This window comes from Aeromicrobium sp. P2_G6 (assembly GCF_056403535.1).
In genome coordinates, this window is sequence record NZ_JBFUFH010000001.1 from 1,235,349 (window position 1) to 1,261,622 (window position 26,274).

At 66.6% G+C, this 26,274-nt stretch carries 31 protein-coding genes; 17 read left to right on the plus strand and 14 right to left on the minus strand.

Annotated elements, in window-relative coordinates; translation table 11 throughout:
* Positions 1–147 precede the first annotated feature (147 nt).
* Complete coding sequence (locus AC1DVU_RS06100) at positions 148–972, minus strand: S1 family peptidase (RefSeq protein ID WP_476921526.1); 825 nt, start codon at positions 970–972, stop codon at positions 148–150.
* Between the two features lie 213 nt (positions 973–1,185).
* On the minus strand, positions 1,186–2,718 hold the full coding sequence (locus AC1DVU_RS06105; protein ID WP_476921527.1) for an SEC-C domain-containing protein: 1,533 nt from the start codon (positions 2,716–2,718) through the stop codon (positions 1,186–1,188).
* Positions 2,719–2,951: 233 nt separating this feature from the next.
* Between AC1DVU_RS06105 and AC1DVU_RS06110 the strand changes: the two genes are divergently transcribed.
* From AC1DVU_RS06110 to AC1DVU_RS06130, 5 genes are read left to right on the plus strand one after another with little or no spacing between them, the layout of a single operon-like run.
* Positions 2,952–3,437, plus strand: coding sequence for a TIR domain-containing protein (locus AC1DVU_RS06110; protein WP_476921528.1), 486 nt, complete (start codon positions 2,952–2,954; stop codon positions 3,435–3,437).
* On the plus strand, positions 3,415–3,864 hold the full coding sequence (locus AC1DVU_RS06115) for an HIT family protein (RefSeq protein WP_476921529.1): 450 nt from the start codon (positions 3,415–3,417) through the stop codon (positions 3,862–3,864). The genes AC1DVU_RS06110 and AC1DVU_RS06115 overlap by 23 nt, the downstream gene beginning before the upstream one ends.
* A 3-nt stretch (positions 3,865–3,867) precedes the next feature.
* Entirely contained in the window at positions 3,868–4,419 is a 552-nt protein-coding gene (locus AC1DVU_RS06120; RefSeq protein ID WP_476921530.1) for a TIR domain-containing protein, read from the plus strand.
* A gap of 12 nt (positions 4,420–4,431) precedes the next feature.
* Positions 4,432–4,905 (plus strand): hypothetical protein, encoded by a 474-nt coding sequence (locus tag AC1DVU_RS06125; protein ID WP_476921531.1) that lies wholly within the window; start codon positions 4,432–4,434, stop codon positions 4,903–4,905.
* The gene (locus AC1DVU_RS06130; protein ID WP_476921532.1) at positions 4,824–5,342 is read left to right on the plus strand and encodes a TIR domain-containing protein; all 519 of its coding nucleotides are present in this window, start codon (positions 4,824–4,826) and stop codon (positions 5,340–5,342) included. The genes AC1DVU_RS06125 and AC1DVU_RS06130 overlap by 82 nt, the downstream gene beginning before the upstream one ends.
* Before the next feature lie 100 nt (positions 5,343–5,442).
* On the opposite strand, the gene AC1DVU_RS06135 is transcribed toward AC1DVU_RS06130, so the two are convergent.
* Genes AC1DVU_RS06135 through AC1DVU_RS06145 form a run of 3 tightly spaced genes read right to left on the minus strand, consistent with a single transcriptional unit; the run spans position 5,443 to position 9,016 of the window.
* On the minus strand, positions 5,443–6,609 hold the full coding sequence (locus AC1DVU_RS06135) for an NADH:flavin oxidoreductase (RefSeq protein WP_476921533.1): 1,167 nt from the start codon (positions 6,607–6,609) through the stop codon (positions 5,443–5,445).
* A complete protein-coding gene (locus tag AC1DVU_RS06140) occupies positions 6,609–8,162 on the minus strand; it encodes a succinic semialdehyde dehydrogenase (RefSeq protein WP_476921534.1) in 1,554 nt (517 codons plus the stop codon). Before AC1DVU_RS06140 ends, AC1DVU_RS06135 begins: the two co-directional genes overlap by 1 nt.
* On the minus strand, positions 8,159–9,016 hold the full coding sequence (locus tag AC1DVU_RS06145) for an SDR family oxidoreductase (protein WP_476921535.1): 858 nt from the start codon (positions 9,014–9,016) through the stop codon (positions 8,159–8,161). The genes AC1DVU_RS06140 and AC1DVU_RS06145 overlap by 4 nt, the downstream gene beginning before the upstream one ends.
* A 55-nt stretch (positions 9,017–9,071) precedes the next feature.
* On the opposite strand from AC1DVU_RS06145, the gene AC1DVU_RS06150 reads away from it, so the two are divergent.
* Both AC1DVU_RS06150 and AC1DVU_RS06155 read left to right on the plus strand, forming a co-directional pair.
* Entirely contained in the window at positions 9,072–9,920 is an 849-nt protein-coding gene (locus tag AC1DVU_RS06150) for an LLM class F420-dependent oxidoreductase (protein WP_476921536.1), read from the plus strand.
* Positions 9,917–10,588 (plus strand): PaaI family thioesterase, encoded by a 672-nt coding sequence (locus tag AC1DVU_RS06155; protein ID WP_476921537.1) that lies wholly within the window; start codon positions 9,917–9,919, stop codon positions 10,586–10,588. Before AC1DVU_RS06150 ends, AC1DVU_RS06155 begins: the two co-directional genes overlap by 4 nt.
* 3 nt (positions 10,589–10,591) lie before the next feature.
* On the opposite strand, the gene AC1DVU_RS06160 is transcribed toward AC1DVU_RS06155, so the two are convergent.
* The gene (locus AC1DVU_RS06160; protein WP_476921538.1) at positions 10,592–11,074 is read right to left on the minus strand and encodes a nuclear transport factor 2 family protein; all 483 of its coding nucleotides are present in this window, start codon (positions 11,072–11,074) and stop codon (positions 10,592–10,594) included.
* Positions 11,071–11,682, minus strand: a complete 612-nt coding sequence (locus AC1DVU_RS06165; protein ID WP_476921539.1) for a TetR/AcrR family transcriptional regulator — start codon at positions 11,680–11,682, stop codon at positions 11,071–11,073. The genes AC1DVU_RS06160 and AC1DVU_RS06165 overlap by 4 nt, the downstream gene beginning before the upstream one ends.
* A gap of 99 nt (positions 11,683–11,781) precedes the next feature.
* On the opposite strand from AC1DVU_RS06165, the gene AC1DVU_RS06170 reads away from it, so the two are divergent.
* From AC1DVU_RS06170 to AC1DVU_RS06195, 6 genes are all read left to right on the plus strand, one after another.
* Positions 11,782–13,035 (plus strand): cytochrome P450, encoded by a 1,254-nt coding sequence (locus AC1DVU_RS06170; protein ID WP_476921540.1) that lies wholly within the window; start codon positions 11,782–11,784, stop codon positions 13,033–13,035.
* 28 nt (positions 13,036–13,063) lie between these two features.
* Positions 13,064–13,693 carry an alpha/beta hydrolase family protein gene (locus tag AC1DVU_RS06175; RefSeq protein WP_476921541.1) on the plus strand — a complete coding sequence of 210 codons (630 nt, stop codon included), beginning with the start codon at positions 13,064–13,066 and terminating at the stop codon, positions 13,691–13,693.
* A 46-nt stretch (positions 13,694–13,739) separates the two neighbouring features.
* Positions 13,740–14,480, plus strand: a complete 741-nt coding sequence (locus AC1DVU_RS06180) for an NADP-dependent oxidoreductase (protein WP_476921542.1) — start codon at positions 13,740–13,742, stop codon at positions 14,478–14,480.
* Between the two features lie 68 nt (positions 14,481–14,548).
* A complete protein-coding gene (locus AC1DVU_RS06185) occupies positions 14,549–15,151 on the plus strand; it encodes a DUF1326 domain-containing protein (protein ID WP_476921543.1) in 603 nt (200 codons plus the stop codon).
* A gap of 4 nt (positions 15,152–15,155) precedes the next feature.
* Positions 15,156–15,998: a DUF2182 domain-containing protein gene (locus AC1DVU_RS06190; RefSeq protein WP_476921544.1), complete on the plus strand. Its 843-nt coding sequence runs from the start codon at positions 15,156–15,158 to the stop codon at positions 15,996–15,998.
* Positions 15,999–16,002: 4 nt separating this feature from the next.
* On the plus strand, positions 16,003–16,332 hold the full coding sequence (locus AC1DVU_RS06195; RefSeq protein ID WP_476921545.1) for a hypothetical protein: 330 nt from the start codon (positions 16,003–16,005) through the stop codon (positions 16,330–16,332).
* Between the two features lie 19 nt (positions 16,333–16,351).
* Here the strand turns inward: AC1DVU_RS06195 and AC1DVU_RS06200 are convergent, their stop codons facing one another.
* From AC1DVU_RS06200 to AC1DVU_RS06220, 5 genes are read right to left on the minus strand one after another with little or no spacing between them, the layout of a single operon-like run.
* Entirely contained in the window at positions 16,352–17,404 is a 1,053-nt protein-coding gene (locus AC1DVU_RS06200; RefSeq protein WP_476921546.1) for an acyl-CoA dehydrogenase family protein, read from the minus strand.
* A 5-nt stretch (positions 17,405–17,409) separates the two neighbouring features.
* Complete coding sequence (locus AC1DVU_RS06205; RefSeq protein WP_476921547.1) at positions 17,410–18,366, minus strand: acyl-CoA dehydrogenase family protein; 957 nt, start codon at positions 18,364–18,366, stop codon at positions 17,410–17,412.
* The gene (locus AC1DVU_RS06210) at positions 18,363–19,502 is read right to left on the minus strand and encodes an acyl-CoA dehydrogenase family protein (RefSeq protein WP_476921548.1); all 1,140 of its coding nucleotides are present in this window, start codon (positions 19,500–19,502) and stop codon (positions 18,363–18,365) included. Before AC1DVU_RS06210 ends, AC1DVU_RS06205 begins: the two co-directional genes overlap by 4 nt.
* Complete coding sequence (locus AC1DVU_RS06215) at positions 19,499–20,356, minus strand: enoyl-CoA hydratase (RefSeq protein WP_476921549.1); 858 nt, start codon at positions 20,354–20,356, stop codon at positions 19,499–19,501. The genes AC1DVU_RS06210 and AC1DVU_RS06215 overlap by 4 nt, the downstream gene beginning before the upstream one ends.
* Positions 20,353–21,867 (minus strand): AMP-binding protein, encoded by a 1,515-nt coding sequence (locus AC1DVU_RS06220; RefSeq protein WP_476921550.1) that lies wholly within the window; start codon positions 21,865–21,867, stop codon positions 20,353–20,355. Before AC1DVU_RS06220 ends, AC1DVU_RS06215 begins: the two co-directional genes overlap by 4 nt.
* Positions 21,868–21,938: 71 nt before the next feature.
* Between AC1DVU_RS06220 and AC1DVU_RS06225 the strand changes: the two genes are divergently transcribed.
* The 4 genes from AC1DVU_RS06225 to AC1DVU_RS06240 are packed head-to-tail and all read left to right on the plus strand — an operon-like array spanning position 21,939 to position 25,621.
* Entirely contained in the window at positions 21,939–23,087 is a 1,149-nt protein-coding gene (locus AC1DVU_RS06225) for an acyl-CoA dehydrogenase family protein (RefSeq protein ID WP_476921551.1), read from the plus strand.
* Positions 23,084–23,887 (plus strand): SDR family oxidoreductase, encoded by an 804-nt coding sequence (locus AC1DVU_RS06230; protein ID WP_476921552.1) that lies wholly within the window; start codon positions 23,084–23,086, stop codon positions 23,885–23,887. Before AC1DVU_RS06225 ends, AC1DVU_RS06230 begins: the two co-directional genes overlap by 4 nt.
* A gap of 1 nt (position 23,888) precedes the next feature.
* Positions 23,889–24,470, plus strand: a complete 582-nt coding sequence (locus tag AC1DVU_RS06235; RefSeq protein ID WP_476921553.1) for a TetR/AcrR family transcriptional regulator — start codon at positions 23,889–23,891, stop codon at positions 24,468–24,470.
* The gene (locus AC1DVU_RS06240) at positions 24,467–25,621 is read left to right on the plus strand and encodes an acetyl-CoA C-acetyltransferase (RefSeq protein ID WP_476921554.1); all 1,155 of its coding nucleotides are present in this window, start codon (positions 24,467–24,469) and stop codon (positions 25,619–25,621) included. Before AC1DVU_RS06235 ends, AC1DVU_RS06240 begins: the two co-directional genes overlap by 4 nt.
* Before the next feature lie 78 nt (positions 25,622–25,699).
* On the opposite strand, the gene AC1DVU_RS06245 is transcribed toward AC1DVU_RS06240, so the two are convergent.
* Both AC1DVU_RS06245 and AC1DVU_RS06250 read right to left on the minus strand, forming a co-directional pair.
* Entirely contained in the window at positions 25,700–25,960 is a 261-nt protein-coding gene (locus tag AC1DVU_RS06245) for a Txe/YoeB family addiction module toxin (RefSeq protein ID WP_476921555.1), read from the minus strand.
* Entirely contained in the window at positions 25,957–26,208 is a 252-nt protein-coding gene (locus AC1DVU_RS06250) for a type II toxin-antitoxin system Phd/YefM family antitoxin (protein WP_476921556.1), read from the minus strand. Before AC1DVU_RS06250 ends, AC1DVU_RS06245 begins: the two co-directional genes overlap by 4 nt.
* Positions 26,209–26,274 lie beyond the last annotated feature (66 nt).

The following is a 26,274-nucleotide window of genomic DNA, read 5'->3' on the forward strand; positions in this document are numbered from 1 at the left end:
CAGGGACAACAGGGCAAAGGTTTGTCCCTGTGGTTTCGAGCGTCGTCCAGACGGTGACACTCGACGCCACCCCAACGCGGCGATACGACGCATCCATCCAGTGGGCCTGGTGGGAAACGCGGTGGGTGCATTGGCCGGAGCGCGGCGCTAGAGGCAAGTCGCCCGAGATCCTCCGGCTACGACTTCGACGATTGCCTGCACCGTCCAGACGCGCCCGATGTCGCTCTCCGCATTTATTCGCCCGGAGTACACCCCCATGAATCGAGAATTGATCTCTGATCGCCCAAGGGTGGTGGCTCCGACAGCAGACTGATACTGACCCGACGCCGAGTAGAAGATGACTGGTGAGCCACTCTGGCCCTGTCGCGTACGGCTGTCGATGAGAAACGAGGGCAAACCGCGATACTGAAGGTCCAGTTCGCTCGCCACGAAACCCTGCGTCCAGATGGGGAATCCTTGGACGTCTTCACCGACGGGGAAACCGACAACGCTCAACCGTTCGCCAATCGAGACATATATCCCCGCAGGATCGGGATTCGCAAGATCGATGGCGTGGAAGCTGATGGTCGGTCGGGTCGTAATAGTCGCCCCATCAGTAATTGTGATCTGACTGATCCCCTCAGCTCCTTGTGGAATCTTCAGGGCAGCAACGTCCACGCGGTGACCCAGTTGTGGATGCTCCAACCACAGGGGTTGTCCCTCACTGTCCTGAAGGGGAAGCCTGACGTCGGTGAAGGTCCCGAGGCCCGCGGGTGAATGGAATCGAACGACGACGCTCTCCGGAGTGGCGTCGGTGGACGACATGATGGCCTGCGTTTCGGCATTTCGGCCACTCAAGACGTGCCAATTCGTGACGAGCCAAAATTCGTTGTCCCAGCGGGCGAGAAAACCCGTGGCCGGGCCGAGACTTGATCCGCCTGGGCTGATCATGGTCAGTTGAAGTGACTGAACGGACGGCTCGGCGATAGGCATCGCGCACACCCTTCTAATGATCAACTTCTTCACTTTTGGTTCGAGGTTGAAATATTAGATGGCGTTCGACGCTATGTCCGCTGCGTTGAGCCGCCATCTGAACGAGTCTGGAACGGGTCGAGCCCGTTGTTTTACTCCAGGCGGGGCCCAACGCCGGAACTGAGATTATCCGGAGACCGCAGCCGGTTGGGTTGTCAATTTGCGCCGCTCGGGTCACTTTCGGCCCCTGCGCGCGGCGACAAACAGGTATGCGGCGTCGCGGCGGGTGCTCAAGCGTGTTCCCAGTTGCGGCGCTAAAGCACTCAACACACCCAAGGCGCCCACTCCAAGACCAGTCAGCCCGCCGGTGATGCCACCGATGAACAGTGAAGCGGTGCCCAAACCTGAAGGGATCGCGCCTTGCCACGCACTATCCGTTTGAGCCGTGCGGCGAAGCTTGTGCGAAGCTGCCTCGAGCTCGTATGTCAATTCAGTGATGGCGTCCACATTGTCCGCATCAGTACGTGCGGTCACGAGCGCAGCACGTACCTGCCTGCGCAGGTCCTCGACCGCTCCCTCGTGCTTGAGGACCTTGACGAGGTCACGTCCGGACAGCGCGGGTAGCTCTGGAATGTCCGCCCACAGCGCAGCCTGCGAAGGGCCGAGTTGTTCGCTTCGCGATCTGCGACGAAGCAGTCTGGCCTCGAAGAGCGACGCTGACACGTACTCGGAACCGAATACGTCCGCAGCGATGACCCGCTCGTTCGTACGTTGAATGAACTTGCTCACCGCCGAGTTCTCTACCTGCTGAATCCACGGTCCGTAGTTGTCGTTCGGGTCATACGCCGACAACATCTTCATACCGAACCGCCCGGTGTCCTCCTGAAGAGAGTCACGGTCGATTCGGCCACGCAGCCAGAAGTCGGTGGGCTCCGGGTTCAGGTCGTCCAGAGCACGGACGAATAGTGCCTCCCTAGCGGTTGGTCCCTCCAGGATGAGCTGCTGGCGAACCCACGCGACGAGTTCGGCATTGCTCAGGTCCTTGGTGGTCGAGTCGAGGACGGCTCTGCTACTCGCAGCCATCGCGACCCCCGGGGGCACCGGGATCAGGACACCGCCGGCGAGCAAAGCAGCGTCCTGAAGCTGTCGCCTAGCGGCATCCCGCAGGTCTCGCTGAGATCTCTGCCTGAGCAACTCGTCGAAGACACCGTCCGGGCACAGGACGTGATCTGCGAGCAGGAGTGTGCGGCCAAGAAAGTGGGCCGGATCGAGTTCCTCATTCCATAAGATAGTCAGCCTGGGCTGAAGGCCCGCCAGTTGAGCAACTGTCTGGATGGTCGCAGCGGTCAGCTCGTAAATGCCCGCGATGACATCATCGGGCGGGGGGTCGTCCGTCTCGCGCAGTGAAGCGAGTTTGCGCAACACTTCAACTCGCAACGCACCCATGGAAGCCGGTGACAACGCGTCATCGTCCGGACCCGCCGACGCCAAGTCCTGCTCCCAGTTGCTGAAGGTCACCGCGGACGGTGTCGGAACCTGCGACGGCATCGTGATTGGCGTTTCCCCGGGTAGGAACGAATTGAGCGTATCGATACTGACCAGGGTCGAAGGGCTGAGATAGACGCTGCCCCCAGGGTCCGGAGGAAGGGGCGCACCGGGCGCTGACGGCGGATGATCGTCCCCATGACAGAGCTTGTACTTGCGCGTAGATCCGCACCAGCACGCTTCGTTGCGACCGTAGGGGGCCAGCAGATCAAATCCGGTCATAGCGACATGATGTCGCAGAATCTGCGGCCGAAATGACGCATGGAGACGTCGCGAGCCTCACGGCACCCTAGGCACCGCATGGCGTGGCCTTCTGAGTTGCGTTTCGTTCAACCGTCGATGCTCCGACTTTGCCAAAAGCCCCCCGACGTGGGAGTCATCCTGTATCGATTCACACATTTCGGTCTGCCCTCTGCGGTAGCGTCGAACTACCGAACGAAGGCAGGAAGTTCGCTATGGCGAAATCAGTGTTCTACAGCTTTCACTACGCGCGCGACGCTTGGCGGGTCCAACAGGTCATCAATATTGGTTCCATAGAGAATCAAACAATCCTCAACGCGCAGGATTGGGAAGAGGTCAAGGGCCGGGGCGATCCAGCAATTGAAGCGTGGATCAACGACCAGATGGCAAACAAGAGTGCTGTTGTTGTGCTGGTCGGAGCGGAGACAGAGTCCCGGCCTTGGGTCGTGTACGAGATCGCTAAGGCGTGGGATGAAAAGCGGCCAGTTGTGGGCATACGCATCCACGGCCTGGCGGACAGTTCAGGAAACACGGACACTCCAGGGAAGAATCCTTTCGGATCTGTGAGCCTGCAGGGCGGCGGGACTGTTGCAGATTACGTCCAGCTCCATGACCCCACTGGAGCTACCAGCCAAGACGTGCACGCGACCATCGCGGCGGGGCTCGAATCTTGGGTTGATGGCGCGTATAGACGTGGCTGAGTGTCCGTTTTGTGCGATCGCGGCGGGACAGGACGCTGACGTGCGCGAGGTCTATCGAGATGCCGAAGTCGTTGCATTCTTTCCTACGGAGCCTGCCGCCCTCGGTCACATGCTGGTGATTCCGCGCCGTCATGTTCAAGATATTTGGTCGATCGACGCTCTTACCGCCAGTCGCTTGAGTGAAATAGTCCTCAACTTGGCAGGCGCCGTGAAATCGGCCCTCTCACCGGACGGTTTGAATGTGATCCAGTCAAACGGACGAGCTGCTACGCAGACTGTGAACCATTTGCATGTTCACTTGGTCCCTCGCTGGGATAACGATGCGTTCGGCCCCATCTGGCCAAGTGAAACCAGCTACTCGGAGTCCGAGAAGGATGACGCGCTTGCTGCAATCCGCCACGAGCTGATCGCCAAGGGGACCGATTGAGTCATGACTTACTACACCGTTGGGGATGCGCAGCAGGCCGCGAGGGAGAGTCTTCGTGGCACCTTCGCCAAGGCAGAAGCTGCGCTACGAAACACCCCGTTGCGAGATTCGTATGACATTTTTCTGAGTCACTCCTTCCAAGATGCTGAACTCGTTCTAGGCGTAAAGAAGTTGTTGGAGACTGGCGGTCGATCCGTGTACGTCGACTGGATTGACGATTACCAACTCGATCGCAGCAAAGTGGATTCGTCGACTGCGTCTCTACTTCGGCGGCGAATGCAGCAGTCCCGATCGTTCGTTTATGCGTACTCAGTCGCCTCGACACATTCGAAGTGGATGCCTTGGGAGCTGGGATACTTCGACGGCTTGCGCGACGGGAAGCAGATTGCAGTTATGCCCCTCACCGCTTACCGCGGCGACAGCGTTGCCGGACAGGAGTATCTCGGTCTCTACGCGCCTATCGAACGGCAGGCCGGTGCGTACGCCGACTCGCCGATCGTAAAACGCTTTGGAGGGTTTCCTCCCCGCTCCTTGTCCGAATTCGCGGGCCGATGAGGAGCGCCTGAAATGCGATCCCTGTTCGGGTCCCGGCGCTCGGAAGAAGCTGGGCCTCTTCCCGAAGAGGACTTCAGCGACGCGCGGATGAAGCATCTGGAGTTTGTCCAAGCCGCGATCACGCGAATGGCGTCCAACTCCTTTGTTTTCAAAGGCTGGGCGATTTCGCTCGCTAGCGGCCTGGCCGCATTCGCGGCAATCGAGTCAACTAAGCCCCTCCTGATTATCGTGCTCCTTTCGACGGGGCTCTTCTGGGCGATGGATGCCTACTATCTCTGGCTTGAGCGGGGATTCGTAAAACGGTGGGTCGAAATCGCCGATGCGCCCGCTTCCCAGCCCGTTGACTTCAACATGCGTCCTGTTAAGGACGGCGGATTCTGCGGCTGGGTAGCAGTGTTTTTCAGATGGCACCTGCTTCTGTTTTACGGCGTGATCATGCTCGCGGACGTACTGGCGATCATCTACTTCAAGGAGATCAAGTCGTGACTCGTAGGGCCTTCTTCAGTTTCGAGTACTCAGATGTCCAACGAGCAATGATCGTGCGCAACAGTTGGGTTACCAAGGAACATTCCGCACGCGGCTTCGTGGATGCCGCCGCATTCGAGAAGTTGCAGCGTGTGGGGGATGCCGCAGTCAAACGGTGGATTGATCAGCAGCTCGAGAACACTTCGGTCACGGTGGTGCTCGTCGGGGCAAAGACATGCGACAGCAAATGGGTGAAGTACGAGATCGAAGAGTCGAAACGACGCAGGAATGGTCTGATCGGAATCGACGTCTCGAAGGTGCCAAACTTCGCCAAGCAAACGAGTACAAGATGCGGTCGAATTCCTGCTGGGTATCCGTTCTATCTCTGGGTTCATGACAAGGGCTTTTCGAACCTCGGCTCTTGGATCGAGTCCGCGGCAAGATCTGCAGGACGTTGAGTGTCATCCATGAGGAGCTAGCTATGCCTCCACCGCGCGTTCCACCCTCGGTGGTTGCGCCATGTGGGCAGAGTTGACGCAGGGAGGTCGCCGACGCGCCCTACCCAGCCAACGTGCATCTCGTGCCGGAGTAGATGGTCGGCATGCATTGGTTGCAGTGGATGCAGAGGCCGCGGGTGGTCTCGCCGGCCTGCATGCGGTTGACCAGGTCGGGCTCGCGCAGCAGGGCGCGGCCCATCGCGACGAATTCGAAGCCCTCGGCCATCGCTCGGTCCATCGTGGCCCGGTCGTTGATGCCGCCGAGCATGATCAGCGGGATCGACAGGGCGGAGCGGAAGGCGAGCGCCTTCTCGCGGAGGTATGCCTCCTCGAACGGGTACGCCTTGAAGAACGCCTTCCCCACCGGCGTCCTGAGCCCCAGGCGTACGGGCAGCGGCATGTTGGCGGCGAAATGCTTGAGCGGGACGTCGCCTCGGAACAGATACATCGGGTTGAGCAGAGAGCTGCCGGCGCTGAGCTCGAGCGCGTCGAGGTGGCCGTCGGCCTCGAGCATCTGCGCGAACTCCAGGCTCTCCGGCATCGAGAACCCCCGCGATGAGCCCTCGGTCATGCCGATCTTCGCGGTGACCGCGACCGCGTCGCCGACCTCCTCGCGTACGACCCGGGCGATGTCGCGGGCGAACTTCGCGCGGTTGTCGAGCGAGCCGCCCCAGCCGTCCTTGCGCCGATTCTGTCCCGGCGCGAGGAACGAGCTGAGCAGGTAGCCGTGCGCCATGTGGATCTCGAGCACGTCGAAGCCGGCGTCGACCATGATCCGCGCCGTACGCACGTAGTCCTTCGTGATCCGGGCGATGTCGGCAGCGGTCGCCGAGCGGATCATCTGCATGCTCAGCGGCGACGGCATCCGCGACGCGGCGAGGGCGTGCACCCCGTTGGACCGGCCGTTGGCCACAGGCCCGGCATGCCCGAGCTGGCCAGCGACCTTGGCCCCGGTCTCGTGGATCGCGTCGGTGAGCCGCGCCAGACCGGGCGCCGAGGCCTCGTTGACGACGATGACCTCCTTCTGCGTACGCCCCTCGGGTGCCACCGCCAGATAGGCAACCGTCGTCAGGCCGACACCGCCGCGGGCCGGCGCCAGGTGATAGTTGATGAGCTCGTCGGTGACCAGGCCGTACGGCGTGCGGCCCTCGAACGTGGCGGCCTTGACCGTACGGTTGCGCAGCCGCACCGGTCCGAGCTGAGCCGGCTCGAAGACGCCGCCGACCATCAGCGCAGCCGGGTCTTGCGCATGAACTTCATCGTCTTGAGCGCCGTCGCGACGTGCTTCTCGTAGGGCTTGTCGGCGGGGGCTCCGAGCACCTGCTTCTTGAGCACGGCCACATGCTGCACGTCGGTGTACTTCAGCAGCCCCGCATCGCCGTGACGCGCACCGACGCCGGAGTTCTTGAACCCGCCCGACGGCGTTGCCTTGCTGGCATACGAGCAGGCCAGCGGGTCGTTGACGTTGATGTTGCCGGACTCGATGCGGCGGCCGATCCGCTCGGCAGCCTTGAGGTCGCCGCCCCAGATGCTCGCGTTGAGCCCGTATTCGGTGTCGTTGGCCAGCGCGATTACCTCGTCGACGGTGTCGTACGCGTGGATCGTCACCACCGGGCCGAACGTCTCCTCGCGGGCGTGCAGCATGTCGGGGGTGACGTCGGTGAGCACGGTCGGCTCGTAGAACGCCGGTCCGAGATCAGGGCGAGCCTTGCCGCCGGTCAGCACCGTGGCGCCCTTGGCCCGCGCATCCTCCACGTGCGCCGACACGCGGTTCATCTGGTCGACCGACACGAGCGAGCCCATCGTGGGCCCGAAGTCGTACGCCGCGCCGACCTCGATCGCGGCCGCCGCCTCCACGAACCGGCGGGTGAACTCCGCCACGATGGCACGGGGTACGTAGATCCGCTCGATGTGCATGCAGGCCTGGCCGGCGTTGAGGAACGTGCCGAACGCGGCGCCGGCGATCGCGTCGTCGAGGTTCGCGTCGTCGAGGACGATCAGCGGGTTCTTGCCGCCGAGCTCCAGGGTGCAGTCGATGAGGTTCTCGCCGGCCTGGGCGCCGACGAACCGGCCGGTCGCCGTGCTGCCGGTGAACATCACGAAGTCGGCGTTGTCGACCAGCGCCGGTCCGACATCGGGACCTTCACCGCAGACGATCTGGAACAGCCCCTCGGGCAGGCCCGCTTCGTACAGCAGCCGCACGCACTCGGCGACGCACAACGTGCTCTTGTTGTCCGGCTTGAGCACCACGCCGTTGCCGGCGATCAGGGCCGGCATCGCGTCCGAGAGGCTCGTGGCCAGCGGGAAGTTCCACGGCGAGATGATGCTGACGACGCCCTTCGGCACCCGCACCTCCTTCGAGGTCGAGGCGACCGGCACGACACCGCCGCGCTTCTTCTCCGACAGCACGCGCTTGGCGACCTTGAGGTAGTGGCTGGTCGTCATCCAGACGTCGCAGACCTCCTCGAACGACATCCGCCGGGCCTTGCCGGTCTCGGCCTGCATCAGGTCGACGACGGTCTCGTAGTTCTCCAGCAGCAGGGCGTGGAACCGCTTCATCACCGCCAGCCGCTTCGACAGCGGCAGCGCCGCCCATCCGGGTTGTGCTGCGCGTGCGTCATTGAACGCGTTGACCACGTCGTTCGGCGTCGACTGGGGGAGCGCGGTGATCACGTCGCCGGTGTAGACCTCGAGCAGCTCGTACGTCTTGCCGCCCGAGGCGTTGACCAGCCCGGTCAGCTCGGTCAGCACGTTCTTGGTGATGGATGCGGGAAGGGTCATTCGTGGAACTCCTTGTCGGCGGCCGGAGCGCTCCGGGCTGCGCGTTCTTCGTACGTCTTGCGGTCGGGGTCGTCGAGCGCGTCGAGTGCCGCCCGCTCACCGCCGAGCACCTTGTTGAGCCACTCGCCCGTACGCCGCGGGATCAGCCCGCCCGTACGCACGGAGGTGCCGAGGCTCTTCGGCACGTACACGTTGGGGCGCGGCTGCTGCATCGCCGACAGGATCCCCTCGGCGACGGCCTCGGGCGTGACCGGCTTGGCCGGCCCCTTGTTGGCCTTGAACCCCACCGCGAGCTCGGTGTGCACCATCGCGGGGTGGACGACGCTGATGTCGATCGGCGTCCGGTCGGCCTTGAACTCGATGTGCAGCGAGTTGGAGAACCCACTGACCCCGTGCTTGCTCGCGACGTACGTCGACGCGCCGGCGATCGGGATGCGCCCGGCAGCGCTCGACACGTTGACGATCTGCCCGCCGGTGCCGCGCGCCTTCATGCGCGTGACCATCTCCTTGGTGGCGTAGATGAGCGCCATGAGGTTGAGCCCGATGATGTCGTGGGTCGTGCGGTCGGACTCGTCCTCGATCCGGTTGAGCGGCATGATCCCGGCGTTGTTGACCAGCACGTCGATCGGGCCGAGCTCCGACTCGACCTCGTCGAGGAACCGCCTGAACGCGGCACGGTCCGTCACGTCGACCACCCGGCCGAACACGGCGGCCTCCTTCACGGTGACCTCGTCCAGGTCGCAGATGGCGACGGTGGCGCCGACGCTGGTGAGCAGCTTCGCCGTGGCGGCGCCGATGCCGCGCCCGCCGCCGGTGATGACGACGACCTTGCCGGTCAGGTCCCGCTTCTTCATCAAGCTCCTCGGAGTAGCGTCCCCATGATGGTAGAACACGTTCTACATTGGTGGTATGCGCAATGGAATCGTGCTTTTCACCTCGGACCGCGGCATCAAGCCGGCCGCCCTCGCCCAGGCCGCGGAGGAACGTGGCTTCGACACGATCTACGTGCCGGAGCACACCCACATCCCGGTCAAGCGCGAGGCGATGCATCCGACCGGCGGCGAGGAGCTGCCGGACGACCGCTACATGCGGACGCTCGACCCGTGGACGACCCTCGCCACGTGCGCCGCGGTGACCGAGCGGATCGGCCTGTCGACGGCGGTATGCCTGCCGGTCGAATCCGACCCGATCACGCTGGCCAAGACGCTGGCGACCCTTGATCACCTGTCGGGCGGCCGGGTCACGATCGGCGCCGGGTTCGGGTGGAACACCGACGAGCTCACCGACCACCACGTGCCGGCGAACAAGCGGCGGACAGTCCTCAAGGAGTACCTCGAGGCAATGCGCGCCTTGTGGACGCAGGACGAGGCGTCGTACGACGGCCAGTTCGTGTCGTTCGGTCCGAGCTGGGCCTACCCCAAGCCCCCGCAGGGTCGGATCCCGGTGATCATTGGCGCCGGCGGCGGCCCCAAGACGATGAAGTGGATCGCCCGGAACGCGGAGGGCTGGATGACGACCCCGATCGAGACGGACACCGCCGCGAAGGCCGAGCTGCTCCGCAAGGAGTGGGCCGACGCCGGGCGCGAGGGCGAGCCCGACATACGGATCCTGGTCGCGAAGAAGCCGACCGAGGAGGACTTCGCCGACTGGGCATCGGCCGGTGCCTCGGAGCTGATCTGGGGCGTGCCGGACATGGGCGAGGACCAGGTCCTGGGCTATCTGGACAAGCTGGCCTCACGGCTGGGGCTCACCTCATGACGCTGTCGTCGATGTCGTTCAACCCGTCCGACCTGTCCACCGCCGAGGTCGAGGCTTCGGAGCGCCTCTACGGCGGACTGGCAGACGATGTGCGCCTGCTCATCGACGTAGCCATCCGCACCACCGTCGACGCCGACCGGATCGCCGCAGCGCGTGAGCTGGTCCGGCAGGCGGAGCAGATCCTGGCCGAGGACGCCTCGCCCGACCCCGCGGGCGTCCACTTCAACACCGAGGGCAGGTCGTGGAACTGGGGCAACGCGGTCGTCGGTGTCCGCAATGCCATCGCCCCGCCGGTGGTCCTGCAATGGGCGGACGACGGGACCGTACGTTCTGAGGTCGAGCTGGGCGCGGCATACGAGGGGCCGCCGGGCTGCGTGCATGGCGGCGTCTCGTCGCTGATGCTCGACCACCTCATGGGCGAGACCGCGAGTGCTGGGCATACCCGGCTGATCGTCACCGGGACGCTGACGTTGCGCTATCGGCGGCCGCTGCCGCTGGGGAAGATCCGCATGCAGGCGCAGATCACGGAGGAGAATGACCGCAAGGTCACCGTCACGGCGCACATCGGCTGCGATGCGTACGGCGACGAGCCGGCGGTCGAGGCGACCGGGCTGTTCATCGTCCCTCGGTGGGCCCGCGACGGCTCCGTCTCCGGCTCCCTCGACTGAGGCTTATCCACCGAGTGCGCTGAGCATCCTCTTGCCGGTGTCGCTCAGCGTTCCGTGAGCGTCGGCCACGCGGCACCAGTCGCGGGTCATGCCGGCGAACTTCTGCGGGTTGTAGATGTCCTCTTCGCGGACCAGGCTGCCCTCGTCGTCGAACGTCAGGATCGTGATGTTCGATGCCTCGTGGACCGAGCCGTCGCCCGGGTCGCGCATGATGTTCCGGATCTCGCAGATGACGCGATTGGTCGCTGGATCGACGACCGACCAGGCCGCCGGGAAGCTGACCATCTCGGTCGCCGGGAACTCGTTCATCGTCCTGACGACCCATGTGCGGATCTCCTCGCGGCCGGTGAAGTCGCCGTACGCGTGCTCGCGATATGTCGCGTCCTCGGCGAACATGTCGGCGAACGCCGACCAGTCCCGGCTCTCGGCGATCTCCTCGACCCGCGCCGCGTAGCGGTCGAACGCCGACTGCAGCAGGTCGGTCATGCCTGTCCTCCACGCAGCGCCGGAGCGACCCATCGGCGGAGGTATGCGCGGAGCTGCTCGCCCGTACGCGGGGGGTCGCCGGGATCGAGCACCAACGACTGAAGTGTTCGCAGTAGGTGCTCGACGAGCTCGAGCTGGTCGTCCTCGGCGAGGCCTCCGGTCGACCAGTCGACGCCGAGGTCGGCGAGCAGCTTGCCGCCGAGCGCGATCGACGACGGTGCCGTGAGGCCGCCGAGCGTGGTGCTGATCCGTCCCGGCGCGAGGAGCCGGTTGAGCGCCGGGTCGTCGCGGAGGTGCTCATACACGTACGCGACCGCCTCGACGGCCGCCTCGGCTCCGTCACCGGAGCCGTCGAGATGTTCGACGACGTGCGCGCTGAGCTGCTTCTCGAGGTCTCCGGCTGCATCGAGCGACGCGGCGTTGAGCAGGTCGTCGGTGGTCGGGAAGTGGCGATAGACGGTCTGCCGGGTGACTCCGAGGTCGTCGGCGATCTCCGAGATGTTCGTCGTGCCGGTCGCGGTCAGGCGTGCACGCGTGGCGGTGAGGATGCGCTTGCGCGCCTCGGCCGCATCAGCTGGCGGTCGCCCACTCCAGCCATGTGCCCGCATCCGGATGCTCCTCGCTCGATCCTTGACGAATCATACACATCCGTGTTTCTGTTCATCCAAACTTGCTGACTTGTATGATCCGGCACCCCGAGGAGCACCATGACCACCGACGTCCTTCCCTTTGGCTTCGACTTCACCGATCCCGACGTGAACCTGGCCGGTGTGCCGCACGACGAGCTCACGCTGCTGCGCCAGACCTCACCGATCCACTGGGTCGAGCAGGCCGAGTCGGCGCGAGCGGGTATGTCGGTGGACGCCGGCACCGGCTATTGGGCGGTCACGAAGCACGCGGACATCTCGGAGGTCTCCAAGAACAACAAGGTGTTCTCGAGCAAGGAGAACGGCGCCATCGTGCGGCTGCCGGAGACTGCGACGCGCGAGTCGATGGAGATGACCCAGGTCGTCATCATCAACCAGGACGCGCCCGACCACACCCAGCTGCGCAAGATCATCAGCCGCGGCTTCACCCCGCGCGCGATCGGCGCCCTGGACGAGGTGCTCGAGGAGCGCGCCCGCCGCATCGTGGCGGACGCCGTCGCTGCCGGCAGCGGCAACTTCGTCGATCAGGTCGCCTCACAGTTCCCGCTCGAGGTCATCGGCGACATGCTCGGCATACCGGCTGAGGACCGGCAGAAGATCTTCGACTGGACCAACCAGATGACCGGTGCAGAGGACGTCGACCTGGCCCGTGAGGACAACGATCCCGAGGCCGCCGCCGCCGAGGTGCTGATGTATTCGATGGGTCTCGCGGCCGACCGCAAGGCCAACCCGCGCGACGACATCGTCACCAAGCTGGTGCAGTCCGGCGAGGACGGCGGCCGCGGACTGACCGACGACGAGTTCGGGTTCTTCGTGATCGCCCTCGCCGTCGCCGGCAACGAGACCACCCGCAACGCGACGACGCACGGCATGAACGCGTTCTTCGACAACCCCGACCAGTGGGACCTGTGGCTGCGCGAGCGCCCGAGCACGATGGTCGACGAGGTGATCCGCTGGGCGACCCCGGTGACGTCCTTCCAGCGCACCGCGCTCGAGGACGTGGAGCTGAGCGGCGTACAGATCAAGGCAGGTCAGCGGGTCGCACTGTTCTACGCGAGTGCCAACCACGACGAGGATGTCTTCACCGACCCCTTCACGTTCGACATCACCCGTGACCCGAACCCGCACCTCTCCTTCGGCGGCCACGGCGTCCACTACTGCATCGGCGCCAACCTGGCCCGGATGGAGATCAAGCTGATCTTCGAGGCGCTCGCAGACCTCGCCCCGGACATCCGCCGCACCGGCGAGGCCGGCCGGCTGCGATCGGGTTGGCTCAACGGCATCAAGACGCTGCCGGTCGACTACCGAGGCTGACCACGGCGTTTGGCCGTACGGTCTTGGTATGACCGAGCTTGCGCCCTCCCTCGTGCCGACGCCACACGGCGATGCCCGGGTGCACATGCTCCAGACGGCGGACGAACCCCGCGGCCTCATGATGCTCGGTCACGGTGCGGGCGGAGGCATCAATGCTCCTGACCTGCGGCTGGCGACCAAGGTGGCGCTGGACGAGGGCCTCGCGGTCGCCCTGGTCGAGCAGCCCTACCGCGTCGCGGGCAGACGGGCGCCTGCGCCGCCGGCCCAGGTCGATGCCGCGTGGTGCGCTGTCGCCGAGCACGTGCACACCGCGGAGCTCGCGGACCTGCCGCTGATCACCGGCGGACGCTCGTTCGGCGGCCGGGTCGCCTGTCGAACAGCTGCGGATGTCGGCGCGAACGGCGTGCTGTGCCTGGCATTCCCGTTCCACCCGCCAGGCCGTCCCGAGAAGTCCCGGCTCCCGGAGCTCACGTCCGTCACCGTGCCGACCCTGGTCGTGCAGGGTGAGCGCGATCCGTTCGGCGTACCGGATCCCGCGACCCTGCCCAGCGGGATCACCCTGATCGTGGTGGAAGGCGATCACTCGTTGAAGAAGGACGCCCCTGCGATCCGCGAGGCCATCACCGCCTGGCTCGCTGCACTTGTCCTTGGTGCCTGAGAGAGTCAGTACTGATGAGCCAGAAACGCCTCAACGAGGGGGATTCATGAAGGCAGTACGACTGCACGCCGACGGGCTGCGGCTCGAGGAGATCCCGCGACCCGAGCCGGGTCCGGACGAGGTCCTGGTCCGCGTCCATGCGGCTGCGATCACCCGTGACGAGCTGACCTGGCCGACTGATCGGCTGCCGGCGATCCCGTCGTACGAGCTCTCGGGGGTTGTCGAGTCCACCGGTGAGGAGGTCATCGCGCTGACGCCTTTCGACCGCGACGGCGTTGCCGCCGAGTGGGCAAGTGTGCCGCGTTCTGTCCTCGCTCCCAAGCCCGCCGGACTGAGTCATGAGGAAGCCGCAGCGCTCCCGATGCCGGGCCTCACTGCGTGGCAGGGCCTCGTCGTCCACGGTGCGTTGAGCGCGGGTCAGCGGATCCTGGTGACCGGCGCGGGCGGTGGTGTGGGACATGTCGCCGTGCAGATCGCGCAGCAGCTCGGCGCCGTGGTGGTCGAGGACGGTGAGACCTGCGACCTGCTGTTCGACACCGTCGGCGGCGAGTCACTGGCCCGCAATGCCGGGGGCGCCGCAACCGTCGTCACGGTCGCCGCCGAAGCGCCGGGTGCCCACTTCTTCATTGTCGAACCAGACGGCGCACAGCTCGCGGAGCTGCCGGAGCTGCAGCCGCAGGTCGACAGCGACTTCCCGCTGGAGGACTTCGAGGCAGCGTTCGCACGCGTCGCCGAGCGAGGCAAGCACGGCAAGGTCGTGCTGAGCGTCGCCGGCTCAACCGGCTGAGGGCCTCACGTTGACGCCTTGCTCGGCGGGAGAGACACTGGCGAGAAGTGAGCGCGAAGGGGAGTCCGATGTCTTGGAACCTGGCGGGCAGCTACAGCGAGACCTGTTCTTGCGAACTCATGTGCCCCTGCAACCTGTCACTCGACCACGGGGCCACCTACGACTTCTGCCGCGTGACGCTTGCCTTCAGCGTCCATGAGGGCTCGGTGGACGGCACCGACATCGCTGGGCGAAAGGTCGTGCTCATCGCCGACACCCCGAAGGTGATGACAGACGGCAACTGGCGCGTCGGCGTGTTCGTCGACCAGGACGCGTCCGACGAGCAGTTCGACAAGCTGGTCCAGGTCTTCGGCGGTCAGCTCGGTGGGCCGATGGCCGGGCTCGCACCTTTGATCGGGGAGATGCTCGGCGTGGAGCGCGCGGCGATCGACATTGAGGACGACGGCCTGCTGCACAGCGTCCGGGTGGGCGACGTCATCGACTATCAGATCCAGGACATCGTCCCGTTCGGCGTCGAGACCGGTGAACCCGTGCGGTTCGACGGGATGTTCCACCCGCTCGGGTCTGACCTGGTGATGGCTGAGGCGAAGCACACCAGGATCGACGCCTTCGGCATCACCTATGAGGGAAAGACAGGCCTGTCGAAGTCAAGCTTCACCTGGGCCGCTTGACGTCATGAGCGAGGCAGAGTCGGTCACCGGCTCGGGCGTCCGACCGGCGTACGCCGCGACGCGTACCCACCTGGGGATCGTCGCCGTCCTGTTCGTGCTGGCTGCCATCGGCTGGTGGTGGACGGCCGCCGAGATGCGCGGCATGGACGACGGACCGTGGACCGCCCTGGGCGGCTTCGGCTGGTTCGTCGGGATTTGGGTGGTGATGATGGCGGCGATGATGTTCCCCTCGGTTTCGCCGACCGTCGCCCTGTATGCCCGAATGAGCAGGTCGCGAGTCCTCCCTGTGGCTTTCACCGCCGGTTACGTCGCCACCTGGGCCGCCGCCGGGGTGGTCGCGTTCCTGATCGCGCTGACGGTGACTCGTGCTGCGCACGGCGCCCTGCGGTGGGAGAACGCCGGGCAGGGGATTGCCGGGGTGACTCTGCTGATGGCCGCCGGCTACGAGCTGACCCCCCTCAAGGACGTCTGCCTGGGGAAGTGCCGCAGCCCACTGGGCACGCTGCTCGGCTCTTGGCGAGCCGGCTGGGCGGGTGCGTTCCGCATGGGACTCGGCAACGGCGCATGGTGCGTGGGCTGCTGCTGGGCTCTGATGGCGTCGCTCTTCGCGCTTGGCGTGATGAGCGTGACCTGGATGGCGGCGGTCGCCGGAATGATTGCGATCGAGAAGACGATCCCGTGGCGTCGCGTGGCGACCTACGGAACGACGATCGTCCTGGTCGTGCTCGGCGTCATGATGCTGGTCGCCCCCGACGCGCTTCCCGGGCTCACCGTCCCGGGCGAGAGCCCGATGCCCTCGATGTCACACAACGTGGCCGCTGGTCGCGACGGAAATGGCATACGTTGAACGCGTGCGTCGATGGGAACGGTGGTTCGGGCTCGGCCTCGGCGGGTTGCTGGTCGCTGCCGGAATTGCAGAGACGATTCGCCTCACGCGCAGCGGTGATGGTGGCCTCGCGTTCTGGTTCCCGACCCTCGTCGGTGGCGGCCTCCTCGTGGTGGTGGGGACGCTGTTGCGTCCGCGAAAGCCGATCCCCGGATTCGTGCTCACGACGATCGGCTGTGTCGCCGGGATCCTTCCGACGATCTGGACAGTGATAGTGCCGGTGCTCCTGATCGCGTTGGTCATCGTGAGCGCCAAGCACACTGCTGAGCTCACGGGCGGGCAGCACCCCGGGTAGAGCAAGCTCTCTCGGAGCTTCAGGAGATGAGCGACGCGCGTTGCTGGTGGGGGAGGCCGAAGAGCTGCTGAAGCGCCTGTGCGCGCTTGAGCACGAGGTGGGCGTCGTGCTCCCAGGTGATCGCGATGCCGCCGTGCAGCTGGACCGTCTCGGCGGCGACGGCCATGGCGGCCTCGGAGCAGTACGACCCGGCCGCCGCGGCCAGCCGGTCGGCGTTCGGCGAGTCATGGATGTACGCCTGGACGGCGGCCCACGCGCCCGACCGCGACATCTGGACCTTGACGAGCATGTCGGCCATACGGTGCTTGAGCGCCTGGAACGAGCCGATCGGTCGGCCGAACTGCTCTCGCTGCTTGGTGTAGTCGACGGTCATTGCCAGACCGCGCTGGGCACAGCCGACCTGGAGTGCCGTGGTCGCGAGGGTGCCGACGAGGTGGGTCCTCTCGAGGATCTTGGTTGCATCCAGGGAGATTGGCTCGGCGGCGACGTCGTCCAGCTCGAGGCTGGCGAAGGCGAGGGTCGGATCCAGTCCGGCAACCTTCGTACGCGTGACCGTCGTCGGGTCGACGCTGAACAGACCGACGCCGTTGTCATGCTCGGCGACGACTAGGAGGATCTCGGCGCTGTCGCCGTACAGCACAGGAGAGACCGATCCACGGAGAGCGTCACCGTCCCAGGTCACCCCGACCGGTGCGGTGGCGGCGCCGGTGATTCCCGACCAGGCAAGCGTCGCGATCGTGCCGCCGGCGATGCGAGCCAAGGACTCATAATCCGTGGGTCCGGCGAGCGCGGCGCTTGCGATGACCGACGCCAGCAGCGGTGAGGGCGTCAGGGCGCGGCCGAGCTCCTCGAGCACGACGTGGGTCTCGGCAAGGGTGAAGCCGGCTCCGCCCTGCTCCTCCGGGATGGCCAGGGCGGCCACACCGATCTGCTCGCACAGCGTCGTCCAGAGGTCGGCGTCGTAGCCCGCTGGCTGCTCGATCGCCCTGCGTACCGCCTGGCTGTCGGAGCGACGGTCGAGCAGGTTGCGGACAGCCGTAGCCAGCTCGGTGTGCTCCCGGGTGGGCGTCATGTCGGTCATGATCTGGCCGTCAGGAGATCGGTCAGCACGCGCTCGCGGTGGTACGCAGGCGAGCCCCACGCCGACTGCAGCGCTCGGATGCGGAGCAACCAGCGGCTGAGGTCGTACTCCTCGGTGTAGCCGATCGCGCCGTGCACCTGCAGGCCGACGCGGGCTGCGAGGTTCGCCGCGTCCGCAGCCTGGATCTTGGCCGCCGAGACAGCGCGTGGCGTCAGGTCGAGCGCCGCGCCGAACACCAGAGGCCGGGCGAAGTCGAGGGCGATGCGTACGTCAGCCAGCTGGTGCTTGATCGCCTGGTACGAGCCGATGGCACGGCCGAACTGGGTGCGCTGCTTCACGTATGCCACGGAGTCCGCCAGCACGCGCTCACCGGCCCCGAGCAGCTCGGCAGCCGTCGCGAGGGTCGCAAGGTCGAAGGCATCGTCGAGTGGTCTCGATACACCGCTCGTTCCGCCCCCTGCTCGCTGCGCTCGCGGGGGGACCCCCAGCGGCACTCGACCAGCGGTGGTGGGCTCGACCCCAAACAGTCGGCGGCTGGGGTCGACTGATGTCACCTGCGCACCTGGCGACGCGGTGTGCAGCTCGCCTTCGACGACGACGTACACCGCGTCGGCGACGTCGGCGTCCAAGGCGTACGGCATCGCCACCGTGGCGCGTGACTCCGAGAGGTCGACGTCGGGGAGCGCCATTGGCAGGTAGGCCGCCGACTCGATCCACGGGCCGGGCACGGCGTAGCGACCGATCGCCTCGAAGGCGATGCAGACCTCGACGGGTGTGGCTTCGGTGGCCAGCGACGTCACACCCAGATCGGCGAGTCGGGACCAGAGCTTGAGTCCTGGCTCGTGGTCGCCGGCCGCCCACGTGCGGTTGACGTCCGGGGTGTCGGCGCGCGACAGCAGGTCGTCGAGGGACCGGGCGAAGCCGGTCTGTTCAGCGGTCAGCTCGAACTTCATCCGCGCACCTCGCGAGGGAGGCCGAGGATGCGCTCGGCGATGATGTTGCGCTGGATCTCGTTGGTGCCGGCATAGACCGGCCCGGACAGCGAGAACAGGTAGCCGTCGGTCCACGCCGACTCGACCTCGGCCTCGGCGCCGAGCAGGTCGAGCGCGGTCTCGTGGAGGGCGACGTCGAGCTCGCTCCACCAAACCTTGTTGACCGAGCCGGCCGCGCCGATGTCACCACCGTCGGCCAGCTTCGTAACGGTGCCCCAGGTGTAGAGCCGGTACGCCTCGGCGCGCACCCAGGCATCGACGACAGAGGTTGACGTCCCTTCGACAGGCTCAGGGACCGAACTGTAGAGGTCGAGGAGCCGGTCTGCAGAGGCGCAGAAGCGGCCGGGCGAACGCAGCGACAGCCCGCGCTCGTTGCCGGCGGTGCTCATCGCGACCCGCCAGCCGTCGCCGGGCTCGCCCAGCACGTCGGCGTCCGGCACGAACACGTCGTCGAAGAACAATTCGGCGAAGCCGGCCTCACCGTCGAGCTGCGCGATCGGCCGTACCGTCACGCCCTGGGCGTCGAGGGGGAAGCAGAAGTAGGTCAGTCCGCGGTGCCGCTCAGCCTCGGGATCGGAGCGGAACAGGCCGAACCCCTGATGGGCGTACGCCGCGCGGGACGACCAGGTCTTCTGCCCGTTGAGCAGCCAGCCGCCGTCGGCGCGCTTGGCGGTCGAACGCAACGACGCGAGGTCGGAGCCGGCCTCGGGCTCGGACCAGGCCTGGGCCCAGATCGTCTCGCCGGTCGCCATGGACGGCAGCCAGCGCTGCTGCTGCTCGGCGGTGCCGTGGTCGAAGATGATCGGCGCGAGCAGGAAGATGCCGTTCTGCGAGACCCGACCGGGAGCGCCCGCACGGTAGTACTCCTCCTCGAAGATGACCCACTCGACGAGGGACGCACCGCGGCCACCGAACTCCTCGGGCCACGAGACGACCGACCACCGAGCGTCGGCGAGCCGGCGCTCCCACTCCTGGTGCGCGACGAACCCGTCGGCGGTGTCCATCGACGGCAGCGCCTCCGCTGGTACGTTCGCGGCAAGCCAGCCGCGGGCCTCGTCGCGGAAGGCGAGCTCGTCGGGGGAGAAGTCGAGGTTCACCCCGGCTCCTGTTCTTTGTTCTTCGCCGCCATCGCCTTGGCGTCGAGCCCACCGAGCGCGTTCTCCGAGGTCTCGGCGTTGTGGGCGTGCGCGAAGTGGTGCAGCCCGAACACCGAGTCCATCCCGGCGCGCATGCCCTGCAGGTCCTCGGCCTGGTTGACCGCCTTCTTGGTCAGCGCGAGGCCGAAGCGAGGCATCTCCGCGATGCGGCCGGCCAGCGCCAGGACGGTGCTCTCCAGCTCCTCGGCCGGCACGACCTGGTTGACCATGCCCAGCGCGAGCGCACGGTCAGCGGTGAACCGGTCGCCGGAGTAGAGGAACTCCTTGGCGGCGCGGGGGTTCATGACCCACGGATGCGCGAAGTACTCGACGCCGGGGATCCCCATGCGTACGACCGGGTCGGAGAAGAATGCATCGTCCGACGCGATGATGAAGTCGCACGCCCAGGCGAGCATCAGCCCGCCCGCGATGCAGGCGCCGTGCACCATCGCGATGACCGGCTTGGGCACCTCGCGCCAGCGCCGGCACATGCCGAGATAGACCTCCGACTCACGGGCGAAGCGCAGGTCGCCGCCCTCCTTGTCGGTGTGGTCCCACCAGATCACGGCCTTGCGTTCGAACGTCTGGTCCACGTCGCGGCCGGGCGTCCCGATGTCGTGGCCGGCGCAGAAGTGCTTGCCGTTGCCGGCCAGGACGATGACCTTGACCGCGTCGTCATCGGTGGCGCGCTGGAACGCGGCGTCCAGCGCGTACGTCATCTTGGAGTTCTGCGCATTGCGATACTCCGGCCGGTTCAGCGTGATGCGCGCGACCTGGTCGACAACCTCGTATGTCACTACGTCTTCATCGGTCACGATGTGCTCCTCAGCTCGGTTTTCAAGACTTTCCCGCCCAGGTTCCGCGGCAGCGCGTCGACGAAGACGACCTCACGCGGCACCTTGAAGTTGGCCAACCGCTCCCGGGCGAACACGATCACGGCGTCCGCATCGGGACCGCCGTCACGCCGTACGACGAACGCCTTGCCGACCTCGCCCAGACGCTCGTCGGGTGCGCCGATCACCGCCACATCGACCACACCATCGAGGCGTACGAGTGCCTGTTCGACCTCGGCGGGGTAGACGTTGAAGCCGCCGCAGATGTACATGTCCTTGAGTCGGTCGGTGATGCGCAGGTAGCCGTTGTCCTCGAGGACCCCGACGTCGCCGGTGTGCAGCCACCCGTCGGCGTCGATGGCCTCGGCGGTTGCCGCGGGGTCGTCGAGGTAGCCGAGCATGACCTGCGAACCGCGCAGCAGCAGCTCGCCTTCGGTGCCGGCCGGGAGGTGCTCGCCAGTCTCGGGATCGGCGATCGCGGTCTCCATGCCGTCGATCGCGCGGCCGCACGTGGTCGCGACGGTCTCGTCGCTGTCGCCGCGTCGGCACATCGTCGCGACGACACACTCGGTCATCCCGAACGCTGTGATGACCAGGTCGAAGCTCAGCTCGCGCTGCAGCCGCTCGACCAGGGCGACGGGCACGTTCGCGGCCCCGGTGTTGGCGAAGCGCAGCGATGAGGTGTCGGTGGTCGCGAAGGCCGGCGATTCGAGCAGTCCGAGGAAGATCGCCGGAGCGCCGGGGACCATCGTGATCCGCTCCGACTCGATCAGCGCGAGCGCTGCGTCGGCGTCGAAGGTCGCCATCGGGTGCAGGGTGCACCCGTGCAGCAGGCCGACGAGGACGCCGACCTTGTAGCCGTACGAGTGGAAGAACGGGCTGATCACCAGGTAGCGGTCGGCGCTGCTCACCTCGCCGACGGCGCTCCAGGCAGCCGCCGCGGCGACGGTCTGCCGGTGCGCGCTGAGCACGCCCTTCGGTCGACCGCTGGTGCCGGATGTGAAGAGGATGTCGGCGATGTCGTCGGGAGTGACGGCGTCGGCGGCCGCTTCGACGGCGGCGAGGTCTTCGGCCTCGTATGAGAGGGACTCGAGGTCCGCGAGGTCGAGGATCGGTGCAGCGGGGGAGAGTGCACGTAGGTCGGAGATCTGGGTGCGGCCGAGGAAGCCGTCGGCGATGACCACGAGTCTGGCCTTCGTACGTTCGACGATGTCGACGACCTCGTGGGCGGTGTAGCGCGAGTTGGCCGGCACGAGGGTGCCTCCGGCGTACGTCACCGCGAGCCCGGCCACGATCCAGTCGATGCTGTTGGGCGCCCAGAGGACAACGCGGCCGCCCGGCTCCAGGCCGCGCTGGTGGTACGCGGCGGCGGTGCGGCGGACCTGATCGTGCAGCTCGGCGTATGACACCGTGCGGCCGTCCATCGAGCAGGCCGCGGCGTCGCCGTACTCCGTGGCGGCACGACGAACGAGTCCCGGGACGGTGTGAGCCACGAATCCTCCTTTCGCCTCTTTGCTGGCTGAGCTTGTCGATGCCCAAGCAAGTGCTTGGTAGGCTACCTCATATGAACCCGGACGACGATGCCTTCCGCGAGCAGGTGCGTACGTGGCTCGCCGAGCATCTCGTCGGCGAGTGGGCGGCCCTCAAGGGCGTCGGCGGGTCGGAAGCGTACGAAGAACGGCGCGCGTGGAACCGTCACCTCGCCGAGCATGGCTGGACCTGCCTCGGCTGGCCGGAGGAGCACGGCGGTCGCGGACTCAGCCTCGCGCAGCAGGCGATCTTCCACGAGGAGTACGCCCGCGCTGATGCGCCGGAGACGGTCAACCACCTCGGTGAGCAGCTGCTCGGCCCGACGCTGATCGAGTTCGGCACCGACGAGCAGAAGGCCCGCTTCCTGCCGGTTATCCGGACCGTCGATGAGCTCTGGTGCCAGGGCTATTCCGAGCCCGGCGCCGGCTCCGACCTCGCCGCCGTCAGCACGCGTGCGGTGCTCGACGAGGCTGCGGGTGAGTGGGTCGTCGACGGCCAGAAGGTCTGGACGTCGTGGGCGCACGAGGCCGACTGGATCTTCGTCATCGCCCGCACCGAGCCGGGCTCGGTGCGCCACCACGGGCTGTCGTTCCTGCTGGTGCCGCTGGATCAGGACGGCGTCGAGATCCGGCCGATCGAGCAGATCACCGGCGACTCGGAGTTCAACGAAGTCTTCTTCTCCGGCGCCCGGACGCGGGCCGCGATGATCGTCGGCGAACCCGGCGACGGGTGGCGCGTGGCGATGGGTCTCCTGGGCTTCGAGCGCGGCGTGTCCGTGCTCGGCCAGCAGGTCGGCTTCGAGCGCGAGCTCAACGACCTGATCGACCTGGCCCGCAGCAACGGCGCCCTCGACGACCCGGTCATCCGCGACCGGCTCGCTGCGCAGAGTGCGGAGTTCGAGGTCATGCGGGTCAACGCCGTCCGGTCACTGACCGAGGCAACGCCGGGCGCGGACAATGTCGCGAAGCTCGTCTGGGCCGGGTGGCACCGCCGCCTGGGCGAGCTGGCGATGGAGGTCTGCGGCGCCGGCTCGCTGACCGCCGGCGAGTCGTACGACCTCGACCGCTGGCAGCGGCTCTTCCTGTTCTCCCGCGCCGACACGCTCTATGGCGGCAGCGACGAGATCCAGCGCAACATCCTGGCCGAGCGCGTGCTCGGCCTTCCCAAGGAGGCCCGCGGATGACAACGATGCGACCGGAACAACCCACCCCCGCGTACGTTCCGGGGCACGGCCTGCTGACGGACAAGGTAGTCGTGGTGACCGCCGCCGCTGGTGCCGGGATCGGTGCGGCCGTGGCCCGGCGTGCTCTCGAGGAGGGTGCCGGGGTGGTCGTCATCAGCGACACCCACGAGCGACGACTCGGGGAGGCGCGTGATGCGCTGGCCGCGGAGTTCGGCGACGAGCGCGTGCGTGCGCTCGCGGTCGACGTGACGGACGAGGACCAGGTGCAGGCGCTGCTCGACCTCGCCGACGAGCACGGCGGGGTCGACATCATGATCAACAACGCCGGTCTCGGCGGCACCGCCGACGTCCTCGAGATGAAGGACGACGAGTGGTCGCGCGTCCTCGACATCACCCTCACCGGCACGTTCCGGTGCGTCCGCGCCGCCGGCAACCGCATGCGGGACGCGGACAAGCGCGGCGTGATCATCAACAACGCCTCGGTGATCGGCTGGCGGGCCCAGGAGGGGCAGGCCCACTACGCCGCCGCGAAGGCCGGGGTGATGGCCCTGACCCGTTGTGCCGCGCTCGATGTCGCGCCGTACGGTATCCGGGTGAACGCGGTCGCGCCGTCGCTGGCGATGCACCCGTTCCTGGCGAAGGTCACCAGCGACGAGCTGCTGGCCGAGCTCAAGCAACGTGAGGCGTTCGGCCGGGCGGCCGAGCCGTGGGAGGTGGCCAACGTGATGGTGTTCCTGGCGTCGGACTACTCGTCGTACCTGACCGGCGAGGTCATCTCCGTGTCGAGTCAGAGGGCCTGAGATGACTGCGACCCAGACCCGCCGCGAGGAGCTGCTGCAGATCGCCGCAGAGCTGTTCGCGACCAAGGGCTTCAAGAACACGACGGTCCGTGACATCGCCGACGCCGCCGGCATCCTGAGCGGTTCGCTCTATCACCACTTCGACTCCAAGGAGTCGATGATCGACGAGATCCTGTCGTCGTTCCAGGAGGAGCTGTTCGGTGCGTACGCGGGGATCCTCGCCGGCAGCGACGACCCGCGTGCCAAGCTCGAGGCGGCGGTGCGGGTGTCGTTCGAGGCGATCGACCACCACCGCAACGAGGTGGCGATCTTCCAGAACGAGGCCGACTATCTCGGCACGTTCGACCGGTTCTCCTACCTCGCCGAGCGCAACCAGCAGTCGCGCGACGTCTGGCTGACGCTGCTGCGCGAAGGGGTCAGCTCCGGCGCCTTGCGCCAGGACCTCGACGTCGAGCTGGTCTATCGCTTCATCCGCGACACCGTCTGGGTGGCGGTGCGGTGGTACCGCCCCGGCGCCAAGCTCAGTCACCACGACGTGGCCGACCAGTACCTCACCATCCTCCTGGACGGGATCACCACATGAGCCTCCCATCTGCGTACATCGTCGACGCCGTCCGGACGCCGGTTGGGAAGCGCGGCGGCTCGCTCGCCGGCATGCACTCGGCCGACCTCGGCGGCCACATCCTGCGGGCCTTGATGGATCGCACCGGCATCGACCCGGGTGCCGTCGACGACGTCATCATGGGGTGCTGCGACACGATCGGCTCGCAGGCCGGAGACGTCGCGCGTACGGCCTGGTTGGTCGCGGGGCTTCCCGACCACGTGCCCGGCGTGACGATCGACCGGCAGTGCGGCTCGTCCCAGCAGGCGGTGCACTTCGCCGCCCAGGGCGTGATGTCCGGGACGCAGGACCTGGTCGTCGCCGGAGGCCTGCAGAACATGAGCGCGATCCCGATCTCCGCGGCGATGCTGGTCGCCGACCAGTACGGCTTCACGACGCCGTTCGCGGAGTCACCGGGCTGGCTGGAGCGCTACGGCAACCAGGAGGTCAGCCAGTTCAAGTCCGCAGAGATGATCGCCGAGAAGTGGGACATCAGCCGCGAGCAGATGGAGGAGTTCGCCCTCGCGTCGCACGAGCGGGCGCGGACGGCGATCGCCGAAGGCAGGTTCGCGGGGGAGATCGCCCCGGTCGGCGACTTCGCGACCGACGAGTGCCCGCGCGAGACGTCGCTGGAGAAGATGGCGGCCCTTCAGCCGCTGGCACCCGGCGGCCGGATCACCGCCGCCGTCGCGTCGCAGATCAGCGATGCGGCGAGTGCCATGCTGATCGCGTCGGAGCAGGCCGTCAAGGATCACCAGCTCACCCCGAGAGCGCGTGTGCAACACCTGTCTGTACGTGCCGACGACCCGATCTGGATGCTGACCGGCCCGATCGGCGCGACCCGGCACGCGCTCGTCAAGGCGGGTATGACCGTCGACGACATCGACCTGTTCGAGTGCAACGAGGCGTTCGCCTCGGTCGTGCTGGCCTGGATGCAGGAGCTGGACGTGCCGCACGAGAAGGTCAACGTCAACGGTGGTGGCATCGCCCTCGGCCACCCGATCGGCGCCACCGGCACACGCCTGATGACGACACTCGTCAACGAGCTGGAGCGCACCGGCGGCCGCTACGGCCTGCAGGTCATGTGCGAGGGCGGCGGCCAGGCCAACGTCACGATCATCGAAAGGCTCTAGCACCCATTCGCCGGTGGTTTCGAGGCTTCGGCCGCGGGCGGCCTGCGCACCTCAACCACCGTCCCGGGCCCGTCTGGGTCAACTGCCGTAGTGATAGCGGCAGGCGGCGATGCGGACGTCATCGTCGACGACCTTGTAGACGAGGCGATGCTCGTCGGTGATGCGACGCGACCAGTAGCCCTGAAACCCGTGCTTCAGAGGTTCGGGTTTGCCGATGCCCTCGTTGCCGTTGCGAGCGACGTCCTTCAACAGCAGGTTGATCCGCTTGACGAGCTTCCGGTCCTGCTGCTGCCACCAGACGTAGTCGTCCCACGCGGACTCGTCCCAGACGAACCTCACTCAGCGAGTTCCCGCTCGACGCCGCCCCCGCTCTCGAGTCGATCGATCGAGGCAAGAAGTCGGCGAGCGTTCTCTGGGCTCTTCAGGAGGAACGCGGTCTCCTTGAGCGATTCGTAGTCGTCCAGGGACACGATGACGACAGGCTCGTGACCAGCGCGGGTCACCACCACTTCTTCGCGGTCATCCGTGACGGCGTCGAGTGTCGCCGCGAGATTTGCTCGCGTCTGCGAATAGCTCAGGGTCTTCATGACGCCCTCCTGCGTACGTACAGGAAATTGTACGTATACGGGCGACGTGAAACAACATCCCGCCGA

Coding starts and splice junctions, on each gene's coding strand:
- AC1DVU_RS06160 (WP_476921538.1), bottom strand. CDS start 11,074: ATGACCGACCTGCTGCAGTCGGCGTTCGACCGCTACGCGGCGCGGGTC.
- AC1DVU_RS06135 (WP_476921533.1), bottom strand. CDS start 6,609: ATGGTCGGCGGCGTCTTCGAGCCGGCTCAGCTCGGACCGGTGCGGCTG.
- AC1DVU_RS06235 (WP_476921553.1), top strand. CDS start 23,889: ATGACTGCGACCCAGACCCGCCGCGAGGAGCTGCTGCAGATCGCCGCA.
- AC1DVU_RS06125 (WP_476921531.1), top strand. CDS start 4,432: ATGCGATCCCTGTTCGGGTCCCGGCGCTCGGAAGAAGCTGGGCCTCTT.
- AC1DVU_RS06190 (WP_476921544.1), top strand. CDS start 15,156: ATGAGCGAGGCAGAGTCGGTCACCGGCTCGGGCGTCCGACCGGCGTAC.
- AC1DVU_RS06240 (WP_476921554.1), top strand. CDS start 24,467: ATGAGCCTCCCATCTGCGTACATCGTCGACGCCGTCCGGACGCCGGTT.
- AC1DVU_RS06105 (WP_476921527.1), bottom strand. CDS start 2,718: ATGACCGGATTTGATCTGCTGGCCCCCTACGGTCGCAACGAAGCGTGC.
- AC1DVU_RS06225 (WP_476921551.1), top strand. CDS start 21,939: ATGAACCCGGACGACGATGCCTTCCGCGAGCAGGTGCGTACGTGGCTC.
- AC1DVU_RS06115 (WP_476921529.1), top strand. CDS start 3,415: ATGGCGCGTATAGACGTGGCTGAGTGTCCGTTTTGTGCGATCGCGGCG.
- AC1DVU_RS06230 (WP_476921552.1), top strand. CDS start 23,084: ATGACAACGATGCGACCGGAACAACCCACCCCCGCGTACGTTCCGGGG.
- AC1DVU_RS06165 (WP_476921539.1), bottom strand. CDS start 11,682: ATGCGGGCACATGGCTGGAGTGGGCGACCGCCAGCTGATGCGGCCGAG.
- AC1DVU_RS06185 (WP_476921543.1), top strand. CDS start 14,549: ATGTCTTGGAACCTGGCGGGCAGCTACAGCGAGACCTGTTCTTGCGAA.
- AC1DVU_RS06140 (WP_476921534.1), bottom strand. CDS start 8,162: ATGACCCTTCCCGCATCCATCACCAAGAACGTGCTGACCGAGCTGACC.
- AC1DVU_RS06145 (WP_476921535.1), bottom strand. CDS start 9,016: ATGAAGAAGCGGGACCTGACCGGCAAGGTCGTCGTCATCACCGGCGGC.
- AC1DVU_RS06175 (WP_476921541.1), top strand. CDS start 13,064: ATGACCGAGCTTGCGCCCTCCCTCGTGCCGACGCCACACGGCGATGCC.
- AC1DVU_RS06170 (WP_476921540.1), top strand. CDS start 11,782: ATGACCACCGACGTCCTTCCCTTTGGCTTCGACTTCACCGATCCCGAC.
- AC1DVU_RS06100 (WP_476921526.1), bottom strand. CDS start 972: ATGCCTATCGCCGAGCCGTCCGTTCAGTCACTTCAACTGACCATGATC.
- AC1DVU_RS06180 (WP_476921542.1), top strand. CDS start 13,740: ATGAAGGCAGTACGACTGCACGCCGACGGGCTGCGGCTCGAGGAGATC.
- AC1DVU_RS06205 (WP_476921547.1), bottom strand. CDS start 18,366: ATGAAGTTCGAGCTGACCGCTGAACAGACCGGCTTCGCCCGGTCCCTC.
- AC1DVU_RS06150 (WP_476921536.1), top strand. CDS start 9,072: ATGCGCAATGGAATCGTGCTTTTCACCTCGGACCGCGGCATCAAGCCG.
- AC1DVU_RS06200 (WP_476921546.1), bottom strand. CDS start 17,404: ATGACGCCCACCCGGGAGCACACCGAGCTGGCTACGGCTGTCCGCAAC.
- AC1DVU_RS06110 (WP_476921528.1), top strand. CDS start 2,952: ATGGCGAAATCAGTGTTCTACAGCTTTCACTACGCGCGCGACGCTTGG.
- AC1DVU_RS06130 (WP_476921532.1), top strand. CDS start 4,824: ATGGCACCTGCTTCTGTTTTACGGCGTGATCATGCTCGCGGACGTACT.
- AC1DVU_RS06155 (WP_476921537.1), top strand. CDS start 9,917: ATGACGCTGTCGTCGATGTCGTTCAACCCGTCCGACCTGTCCACCGCC.
- AC1DVU_RS06250 (WP_476921556.1), bottom strand. CDS start 26,208: ATGAAGACCCTGAGCTATTCGCAGACGCGAGCAAATCTCGCGGCGACA.
- AC1DVU_RS06120 (WP_476921530.1), top strand. CDS start 3,868: ATGACTTACTACACCGTTGGGGATGCGCAGCAGGCCGCGAGGGAGAGT.